The organism is Tepidimonas sp. (assembly GCF_029335975.1).
GTDB lineage: Bacteria > Pseudomonadota > Gammaproteobacteria > Burkholderiales > Burkholderiaceae_C > Tepidimonas.
This window is the reverse complement of the sequence record NZ_JARJMT020000184.1, coordinates 1-9,390: the sequence shown is the minus strand read 5'-3', so window position 1 is coordinate 9,390 and position 9,390 is coordinate 1. Positions and strand designations below refer to the sequence as shown.

Below are 9,390 nucleotides of genomic sequence, written 5' to 3'. Positions count from 1 at the left end.
GGCGCCGTCCGACCCGCTGGCATGGATCGTCGATGTGCCGGCGCTGGAAGCGGCGCTGGGGCAGGCGGTGGCCTTTCAGGCCGGTATCGACCGGCTCATCGACGACGCGGGAGCACGGCCGAAGGCCGGCCTCACCGTGATTTGCGAAGGGCGCCGCAGTGCTACCCGGGCGGCAGAAGGATTGATCTACGACACACGCCCCTACCCCCATACTGCTATCGCGGCACGGCTGCACTGCGAGCGCCCCCACGGCGCGGTGGCCCGGCAGTGGTTTTGCGGCGACAGCATCTTGGCGCTGCTACCGTTGGGGGGGGAAGAGGGGCAATCCGTCGCCTTGGTTTGGTCAGTGCCCCATGCCCGTGCGGACGCTCTGCTGGCGCTGCCGTCTGACGCATTTGCCCTCTCGGTACAACAGGCGTGTGGGGCCGCCCTGGGCGAGATGCGCACCCTGGGCCAGCCTGCAAGCTGGCCGCTGGAGCTGTCGATCGCCCGCCCCTGGGTGCGCCCGGGGCTAGCACTCGCGGGGGATGCCGCCCATGCCATGCATCCGTTGGCCGGCCAGGGCCTCAACGTCGGCCTGGGGGACGCCGCCGAGCTGGCGCGCGTGCTGCGCGAGCGCGAGTACTGGCGCCCCTTGGGCGATCTGCGCCTGCTGCGCCGCTATGAGCGCGCCCGTGCCGCCCCCGTGGCCGCCATGCAAACCGCTACCGATGCCCTGTACGGGTTGTTTGGCGGCCGCGATGAACGGCTGGTCGCGCTGCGGCGCTGGGGGCTGCGCGCGGTGGACCGGCTGGAACCGATCAAACACTGGTTCATCCAACAGGCAGCGGGCAAGCCCGTCGTTCCCCGGCCGTAATGGTCCCATCGGGCCCACCTCCCTTCTTTTTCATTGCAAAGATTGCACATGACCCGTTTTGCTCTGTTTTCCCTGCCCGTGCTGCGTCAACCCACGCTGGGCGCGGTGGGGGCTGTGCTGCTGGTGATGACTTCAGCACATGCCAACGAGACCGTCATCCGCAAAAACCTGAGCGAACGCTTGCCCAACCTGCCTCGCATCGAGGAGGTACGGCCCACCCCGATGCGGGGCTTGTTCGAGATCCGCATCAACGGCACGGACATCCTCTACACCGATGCCGAGGGCAACTACCTGATCCAGGGCGCCCTCATCGACACCAAGGCCCGCGTCAATCTGACCGAGGAACGGCTGGAGAAGCTCACCGCCATCGCTTTTGACGAACTGCCGCTCAAAGATGCCTTCACGGTGGTGCGTGGCAACGGGCAGCGCAAGCTGGCGGTCTTTGCCGATCCCAACTGTGGATTTTGCAAACGCTTCGAGCGCGACTTGGCCAAGCTAGACAATGTCACCATCCACACCTTCCTCTACCCCGTGCTGGGCAAGGACTCCGAGCAAAAATCCCGCGCGATTTGGTGCGCGCCCGACCGCAACAAAGCCTGGGACGACTGGATGCTGCGCGGCGTGACGCCGCCCGAGCCCAAGGCCGGCGCCAAGTGCGACACCGCGGCCTTGGAGCGCAATATTGCCTTTGGACAGAAGTACCGCATCAGCGGCACCCCTACCACCATCCTGGCCAACGGGATACGTCTGCCAGGTGCGGTGGGGCTGGACCGTTTGGAGCCGCTGCTGGCCCAAAGCGGCAGCACCCCATGACTTCTCGCCGCAGCGTCCCGGCCCGCCAAGCGGTTCAGCCGGCGGCCTTGCGTTACACCGTCGAGGTGGCTGACGCCCATGCCCACCTGTGGCGGGTCACCTTGGCGATCGACCGCCCCGCGCCTCGGCAGCGTGTCAGCCTGCCGGTGTGGATTCCGGGCAGTTACCTGGTGCGGGAGTTCGCCCAGCATCTGCAGCGCCTGCAAGCAGCGCTCGATGGACATCCGGTGCCGCTGCGGGCTGTGGACAAAAATACTTGGCAAGCCGATGTAGGGGACGAGGCCCCCAGTGCCACGCTGACCTTGCGCTATGAGGTTTACGCCTTCGATCCTTCGGTGCGTGCCGCTTACCTGGATGCGCGGCGGGGCTTTTTCAACCCCACCAGCCTGTGTCTGCGCGTGCACGGGCGCGAAAACGAACCGCACGCCCTGACCCTGCTTGGCGGCGAGGCCACCCGTGGCTGGCGCGTGGCCACGGCCTTGCGCCCATGGGCTGCCGCTTCTGATGATGGTTCGCAGGGGGCAAGTGGCTGGCGCTGGGCCTGCGGTGACGGCTTTGGCACCTATCTGGCCGCCGACTACGACGAGTTGGCCGACAGTCCTGTGGAAATGGGGGAGTTTTGGTGCGCCGACTTCGTGGTGCGCGGCGTGCCTCACCGTTTGGTCGTCAGCGGGGCCATGGTCGGCTGGGATTCTGAGCGGCTGCTGCGCGACACCGCCCGGGTGTGCGAGGCTGCCATGACTTTTTGGCATGGCCCGGACGGCTCCCCTCCCATCGACCGCTATCTGTTTTTGCTCAACGCCACGCAGGATGGTTACGGCGGATTGGAGCATCGCCACTCCAGTGCCCTAGTTTGCGCCCGCACCGACCTTCCACTGCAGCCGCTGCCCAGTCTGGGGACATCGGAGCAGGCGTCTGCTCCGCTGCGCGCGGGCGACGGCTACACGACGCTGCTGGGGCTCATCAGCCACGAATATTTCCATACCTGGAACGTCAAGCGGCTGCGCCCGCGGGAATTCACCCGCTACGACTACGACCGCGAGAATCTGACGGAGCTGCTGTGGTTCTTCGAGGGCTTTACCAGCTACTGCGACGATCTGCTGCTGCTGCGCGCCGGGCTGATCGATCAAGCCACCTATTTGCAGTTGCTGGCCAAGTCCATCAACCATGTGCTGCAGACCCCAGGGCGACAGGTGCAGAGTGTGGCGCAGGCCAGTTGGGACGCCTGGATCAAGTACTACCGAGTCCAAGAAAACACCCCCAACGCGACGGTCAGCTACTACGCCAAAGGCGCGCTGGTGGCCCTGTGCCTGGATCTGACACTGCGTTGCGAGGGACGAACCACCCTGGACGATGTGATGCGTGCACTGTGGCAGCGCTGCGCTGGTGGGCCTATGCGTGAGGCTGACCTGCGTGCCGTCCTGCGCCGCCTGGCTGGCCGCGACATGGACGCTGAGCTCGACGCCTGGGTGCATGGCACCGATGAGCTGCCGCTGCGCCCCCTGCTGGAGCGGCATGGCGTGCGCTGGATCGAGGAGCGCGCGCCCCTGGCGCAGCAGCTTGGCCTGCGCGTGGACGAAGCCAACGGCATCCGCCTGCGCAATGTGCTGCGGGGCGGTGCGGCCGAGCGGGCGGGTCTGGCCGCTGGCGATGAATGGCTGGCCGTGGAACGTGCGGGGGAGGTCTGGCGCGTGCGGCGGCTGGACGATGTGGCCGTGCATGCGCGCAGGCTGTCTCCGGACGAATCCCTGGTGTGCTGGGTGGCTCGCGACGGCCGCGTGCTGCGTTGCCCGCTCCAGTGGCCAGCGCCAGCCATCCATGTGCAGCTACAGCCCGCCCCCACCGAGTTGGGGGCTGACCTCACTCCCCGCGAAACTGTGGCGCCCGCTTCTGCAAGAAGGCGGTGACGCCCTCCATATAGTCGTGGCTGCGGCCCAGCGCGGCCTGGTATTCGCGCTCCACCTCGAGCTGTTGTTCGAACGAACGCTGCAGTGCACCGCGCATCAGGTGCCGGGTGCTCACCAGCGCGCGGGTGGGCATCGCGGCCAGGCGTTCGGCCAAGGTCAGCGCAGCGGCCAGGGGGTCATCGGCCAGCGCCCAGATCAGCCCCCAGTCGCGGGCCTGCTCGGCCGGTAATTTGTCGCCCAGCATCGCCAACGCCATGGCGCGGGCCAGTCCCAACCGCTCCACGGTTAGCCAGCTGCCGCCGGCATCGGGAATGAGCCCGATTTTGCTGAAGGCTTGAACGAAGCTGGCGCCGGGCGCAGCGATGGTGATGTCGCAGGTTAGCGCCAGCGACACGCCGGCGCCGGCTGCCACCCCGTTGACCGCCGCCACGGTGGGCACACGCAGATTCATCAGCGCTCGCGCGCTGGGGTTGAAGCCAGTCTCGAGCACGGGTCCGGGGTTGGCGCGTTCCCATAGGTCAGGGCCGGGCGCGAAGTCCAACTCCGACAGGTCCAGCCCAGCGCAAAACCCGCGTCCGGCGCCGGTCAGCACCAGGGCGCGAATGTCGCGGTCGGCCTCCACGTCAGCCAGCGCGCGCTGAAACGCCTGGTGCATGGTGCGGGTAAAGCTGTTGAGCGTATGGGGGCGATTGAGCGTGAGCACGGCAACTGCACCGCGGCGCTCGAACACAATCTCGTTGGCTGCCGGTGTTGCCGCTGGTTGCTGGGACATCGGAAGTCTCCTCTGGCTCTGGAATGAGCGGCCAGGCCGGCCGCGATGCGCGAATCGTAACCCGCCCAAACGCTGCCACGACCCCTCCGCCAGCCGCAGCCAGTACGGCCCTGCAGGGGCGCTATAGTCGGCGTTCGTCATGAACGCCTGAGCCTTATTCTGGACGCCTGACCGAGGAAACCTGCATGAGCGAGACATCCCCCCTGTATGAAACCCTGCTCACCCGCACCGAAGGGCCGGTGGGCATCATCGCGCTGAACCGGCCCAAACAGCTCAATGCCCTAAACGATCAGCTCATGAACGAGCTGGGCGCTGCCCTCGAGGCCTTCGACGCCGATGACGGAATCGGTTGCATCGTACTGACGGGCAACGAGAAGGCTTTTGCCGCCGGTGCCGACATCGCGGCGATGGCGCGCTACACCTTTTCGGAGGTTTACCGCACCGAATACATTACGCGCAACTGGGAGGCGCTGCGCCATGTGCGCAAGCCCGTCGTCGCAGCCGTAGCCGGCTTTGCGCTGGGCGGCGGCTGCGAGGTGGCGATGATGTGCGACATCGTCATCGCGGCCGACAATGCCAAGTTTGGCCAACCGGAGGTGAAGATCGGTGTCATCCCCGGCGCGGGCGGCACCCAACGGCTGCCACGTGCCATAGGCAAAGCCAAGGCCATGGACATGGTGCTGACCGGTCGCATGATGGATGCGGCCGAGGCCGAGCGTGCCGGCCTGGTCAGCCGGGTGGTGCCGCTGGACAAGCTCATGGACGAGGCGTTGGCTATTGCGCTGTCCATCGCAGCGCTGCCCCGGCTGGCGGTGTTGGCTGCGAAAGAGGCCGTCAACCGTGCTTTCGAAGGCCCACTGGCCGACGGTCTGATGTACGAGCGCCGGCTGTTCCACGCCATGTTTGCCACCGAGGACCAGAAGGAAGGGATGGCCGCCTTCTTGGACAAGCGCACACCGAACTTTCGGCATCGCTGAACAGCCGGGGCCCGCTCATGCCTGACGCTGGCTTTACCAGCGTCGGCGCCCGGCGCCCGGTGGGTGCCGAGTTTGGCTATAATCATTAAACCGATGGCGCTTTAGCTCAGCCGGTTAGAGCGACGGAATCATAATCCGCAGGTCCGGGGTTCGAATCCCTGAAGCGCCACCAAGCCAGCCCATCTGGCCGCTGTTACAGTGGGGTGGGGCGATTTCCGCGGCTGCCTCCCCATCGCCGCCGTGGATACAGCGCTTGTGAAAAGGTGCGGCGGCGGCGACGACGCCAAACCGGCCCCCGCGCTTCTGCGACATGCAGCGTAGTGCGTTCTGGACGCACACCTGCGGTATGTTGCACACCCCGTTCAAACAGGCCAGCCGACGACACCGTCTCGTTCAGGCTTGCCAATTTGGTGCGCGCTACGCGCTCATCTTTGGTCTTGCAGCTTGCATTGGACGGCGGTGGGCTGGTTGCGCTGTCCGAAATGCCCCGGGAGGGTTCGATGCTCTTGGTCAAGGCATCCTCACACTCTGGGCACTGAACCTATACGCCGCTGGCGGCCGAGGAGGAGAGTGCCGCTGGGCAGTCTGGTGGGTCCTGTAGGATTCGAACCTACGACCTACGGATTAAGAGTCCGCTGCTCTACCAACTGAGCTAAGAACCCGACTTTGGTGGACCGAAGGAGGATCGAACTCCCGACCTCTGCATTGCGAACGCAGCGCTCTCCCAGCTGAGCTATCGGCCCATAGCCCAATATTATAGCGAAGTGTCCAGCGTTTGCAGGTGAGCCAGCGGCAAGCACTGCATGGCCGATGGTCCGCCCTCGCAGAGGGTCATCGCGCGGCAGGCGGTGTTTGGCGATGCGGCCTCAGGCTTCCACCGTTTTGACATCCATGACGCGCAGGCTTACCCCGCCGGCTTGTCGGGCGGCCTTGTCGCCGATCACAGGTTTGTTGGCGTAGGACTGGTAGCGCTCGCGCAGCGGCTGGATGATGTCGGCCAGCGCCTTGGCGTCGTCGATGCGCGATTCATAGCGTTTGAGTACGCCCCAGGCGGACTCGATGATTTTGGCGTTGCAGGTAGCGCGCCCCTGGTCGATCAGTTCCAGCACCGCAGCGCGAGGATTGCCCGCCAAGCTTTGGCGCATGGCGTGTTCCACGATGCCCAGCACCTCGTTGTGCAGGGCAGACAGCCGCTCGGCATAGGGGGGGTGGGCATTGGCCGCCTGTGCCAGCAGCGCCGTGAGGGCTTTGGAGGTGCAAAAACGCCGCCCCAGCACGGTCAGGCGTTCTTCGACTTCGTCGATCTGGATGGCGCGTTGGGCCAGATAGGCCAGCAAGGTGGTCAGGTTGCAGGCGGCCTCGAAGTCGAAGTCCGCCTCGGTGATGGCGCCCATCATTGCGCGCACCTGGCTGAGCACCCGGGCCACCTGCGCATCGTGCAGCAGCAGGGTGATTTCCAGCACTTCGGCCAGCCGCCGCAGCCGCTGCGATTTGGGGTGGCGCTCCACCATGCGCAAGGCATCGTCCAGGTAGCGCTGCAGGCCCTTGCGGTCCCCCGCCTCGAAGCGCATGAAGCCCAGGAGCACCAGTGACTGCGCATCGAACATCTTGGAGTCCAGCCCCAGGCGCACCGATCGTGCCAGCAGTTCCTCGGCCAGCGCGCTCTGACCGCAATAGTGGGCCAACATGCCGTGACGCTGCAGCCGGCTGATGGATGAGGGCGTCAAATCGGTGGCCATGCGGTAGGCGGCTAAAGCGGCGTCAAAGTTGCCCAGTTCGATCTGGGCGCGCCCCATCACGTCGTAGGCGTCGGCGTAGCTGGCTTCCGTGTCGATCAGGCTCTGCAGGGTTTGGCTCGCTTTTTGCGACTGCCCGGCTTCGAGCTGAGCGCGCGCCACGCCCAGCCGGGCCCAGGGCAAGGCCTTGGCCTCGACTACCGCTTCGTACAGGCGCTGGGCCTCGTCGTAGCGCTCCAGCCGCAGCAGCAGCTCAGCGCCTACCCGCGCCGCATACAGCCAATAGTCGCCTCGCTGCTGAAAGCGGCTCAGGCACAGCTCGGCCGCGCGCTCGTACTGCCTGCCCTCGACGGCCTCGAAAATATCCTTGAGCACCGTTTTGCGGTGCCGCGCTTGTCCGATGCGTAGCGCCAGCTGGTTGGCGGTGAAAGGCTTGAGCAGGTAGGAGTCGAGCGCCGACTCGGCTGCCTCTGCCACCTTGGAGTATGCCGCTTCGGCCGTGACCATGATGAACACGGTCGAAAAAGGCAGCAGCCCAGCGCGACGCAAATCGTCCAGCAACGCCTGGCCCGTGGCCGAGTCGTTGGGAAACTCCTGCTCGCACACGACGACGTCGAAGGTCCGGTACTCGAGCTGGCGGCGCGCATCGGCGATGCGTGGGCTTTGTGCCACCGTCTGGGCCCCCATGTCACGCAGTTGCGACACCAGAATAGAGCGCGAGGTGGGATTGCCGTCGATGACCAACGCCGTGGCCCCGAACAAATCCATCAGACTCATGGCGCGGGATTATCGGCCTGTGTCGCCTGTGTCAAGGGCGCGGCGCGGTCCATGGGCCCCAGGTGGATACCTCCCGAAGGACGAAGCCGTGGGTCGCCCAAGGCGGGCCGGTTGTGTGCCGTTCCGTAGGCCCGGCGCAAGGCGGCCACCCGGGTACGCCAGCTGTCGGCGTTTGGGATGTCACTGCCGTAGCGCTGCAGCATCAGCCAGGCCGTCTCCACCGCGCGGGCGTTGAGGCTGTCTTGCGCCAAGGTGTACAGCTGTGCCAAGGCCAGCACCGGCTCCCCCTGACTGGCGCGGCGCAGCGCTTGCTCGATGCCTTGCACCAGGGTGGCCTCGCATTCGCGCAGGCGCTCGGCGTACCGGGTGTGATGGCTGGCTGCATGGGCCAGCAGCTCGCTCATGGCCTTGGAGATGGCGAAGCGCTGGCCCAGCCGGTTGACCAGGGCGTCTTGGTCGGGCAGCGTCGTGTGCCGAGCCAAGGCGGCCAAAACGGCCAGCAGGTTACAGGCCGCCTCCATGTCGAAGTTGGGCGCGACGGCGGTCTCGCCGAGGTCGGCCAGGGCTGGCGCGAGGGCATCCGCGCGGCGCTCGCAGGCATGGGCCAATAGGTCGATTAGCTGCAAAAAGCGCTGCAGGCGCACATCTTCGGGATTGGCCAGCGCGCGCTTGCGCAGCTCGCCGTGGTGCCGTTCCAACTCCGCGGGGTCGCCGCGCTCGAAGGCGGCGATGGCCAGCAGCACCAGGCTTTCGGCGTCGAACATCTTGGAGTCGAGCCCCAGGTAGGTGGCACGCTGCAGGAGTTCGATCGCCTTGTCCCGGTTGCCCAGAAAGAACGCCAGCATGCCCAGCCGCTGCTGGCGGCCAATGGCCATGGGGGTGAATTCCAGCGCCTTGCCCAGGCTGTCGAGCGCGTCCTCGAACTGCCCCAACTCCATTTGCACCCGCCCAAGCACATCGTAGGCATCGGGATAGTCGGGGGCGGCCTCGATCAACTGCCGCAGGGTGTCCATGGCTGCGCCAGGGGCTCCGCTTTCGAGCTGGCAGCGCGCCACGCCCAGCAGGGCCCATAGGTGGGGCTCGGTGTCCCAGATGGACTGAAAGAGGGCCTGCGCTTGGCCAAAGCGGCCCAGGCGCAACAGGATCTCCGCGCCCCAGCGCGCAGCGGACAACCACTGCGGCCCCCGCGCGGCAAAGCGCTGCAGGCACAGATCGACAGCGTCGTCGTAGCGGCCTTCTTCCATGGCGCGGTGAATGTCCCACAGCGCAGCCTTGCGCCGTTGCGCCTGTTCGATGCGATCGTACAGACTGCCGACGGGGTAGGGGCGCACGATGTAGCTGTCCACCGACGATTCGGCCGCCTCAGCCACCTTCAGGTAGGTGGCCTCGTCGGTGATGAGGATGAATACCGTACCAAAGGGCAGCAGCCCGCTGCGGCGCAGATCGTCCAGCAGGGCCTGGCCCGAGCCGCTGCGCGGGAAGGCGTCACTGCAGATCACCAGGTCGAAGGCATGGCGCTCGATCTCGCGCCGCGCATCGGCGATGCGGCCGA

At 66.3% G+C, this 9,390-nt stretch carries 7 protein-coding genes and 3 tRNA genes; 5 read left to right on the top strand and 5 right to left on the bottom strand.

Going from position 1 to position 9,390, the window contains the following annotated elements; all coding sequences use genetic code 11:
• The 3 genes from P3W97_RS10315 to P3W97_RS10305 all read left to right on the top strand — a co-directional run.
• Positions 1–856, top strand: an 856-nt coding sequence (locus tag P3W97_RS10315; RefSeq protein WP_300846439.1) for an FAD-dependent monooxygenase, incomplete at its 5' end; no start/stop codon positions are given.
• Positions 857–982: 126 nt separating this feature from the next.
• Positions 983–1,669: a DsbC family protein gene (locus P3W97_RS10310; RefSeq protein ID WP_300846441.1), complete on the top strand. Its 687-nt coding sequence runs from the start codon at positions 983–985 to the stop codon at positions 1,667–1,669.
• The gene (locus P3W97_RS10305; protein ID WP_300846437.1) at positions 1,666–3,576 is read left to right on the top strand and encodes a peptidase M61; all 1,911 of its coding nucleotides are present in this window, start codon (positions 1,666–1,668) and stop codon (positions 3,574–3,576) included. Before P3W97_RS10310 ends, P3W97_RS10305 begins: the two co-directional genes overlap by 4 nt.
• Here P3W97_RS10305 and P3W97_RS10300 read toward each other — a convergent pair.
• Positions 3,530–4,348, bottom strand: coding sequence for an enoyl-CoA hydratase-related protein (locus P3W97_RS10300; protein ID WP_300846435.1), 819 nt, complete (start codon positions 4,346–4,348; stop codon positions 3,530–3,532). The two genes, P3W97_RS10305 and P3W97_RS10300, sit on opposite strands and share 47 nt — an antisense overlap.
• A 185-nt stretch (positions 4,349–4,533) precedes the next feature.
• Here P3W97_RS10300 and P3W97_RS10295 point away from each other — a divergent pair, with 185 nt between their 5' ends.
• Both P3W97_RS10295 and P3W97_RS10290 read left to right on the top strand, forming a co-directional pair.
• The gene (locus tag P3W97_RS10295; RefSeq protein ID WP_300846433.1) at positions 4,534–5,325 is read left to right on the top strand and encodes an enoyl-CoA hydratase; all 792 of its coding nucleotides are present in this window, start codon (positions 4,534–4,536) and stop codon (positions 5,323–5,325) included.
• Between the two features lie 95 nt (positions 5,326–5,420).
• A tRNA-Met gene (locus P3W97_RS10290) sits at positions 5,421–5,497 on the top strand.
• 414 nt (positions 5,498–5,911) lie between these two features.
• Here P3W97_RS10290 and P3W97_RS10285 read toward each other — a convergent pair.
• The 4 genes from P3W97_RS10285 to P3W97_RS10270 all read right to left on the bottom strand — a co-directional run.
• A tRNA-Lys gene (locus P3W97_RS10285) sits at positions 5,912–5,987 on the bottom strand.
• Between the two features lie 5 nt (positions 5,988–5,992).
• Positions 5,993–6,068: transfer RNA gene (locus tag P3W97_RS10280), tRNA-Ala, on the bottom strand.
• Positions 6,069–6,191: 123 nt separating this feature from the next.
• Positions 6,192–7,838 carry a response regulator gene (locus P3W97_RS10275; RefSeq protein WP_300846431.1) on the bottom strand — a complete coding sequence of 549 codons (1,647 nt, stop codon included), beginning with the start codon at positions 7,836–7,838 and terminating at the stop codon, positions 6,192–6,194.
• A partial coding sequence (locus P3W97_RS10270; RefSeq protein ID WP_300846429.1) for a tetratricopeptide repeat protein occupies positions 7,835–9,390 on the bottom strand: 1,556 nt, incomplete at its 5' end. The genes P3W97_RS10270 and P3W97_RS10275, both read right to left, overlap by 4 nt.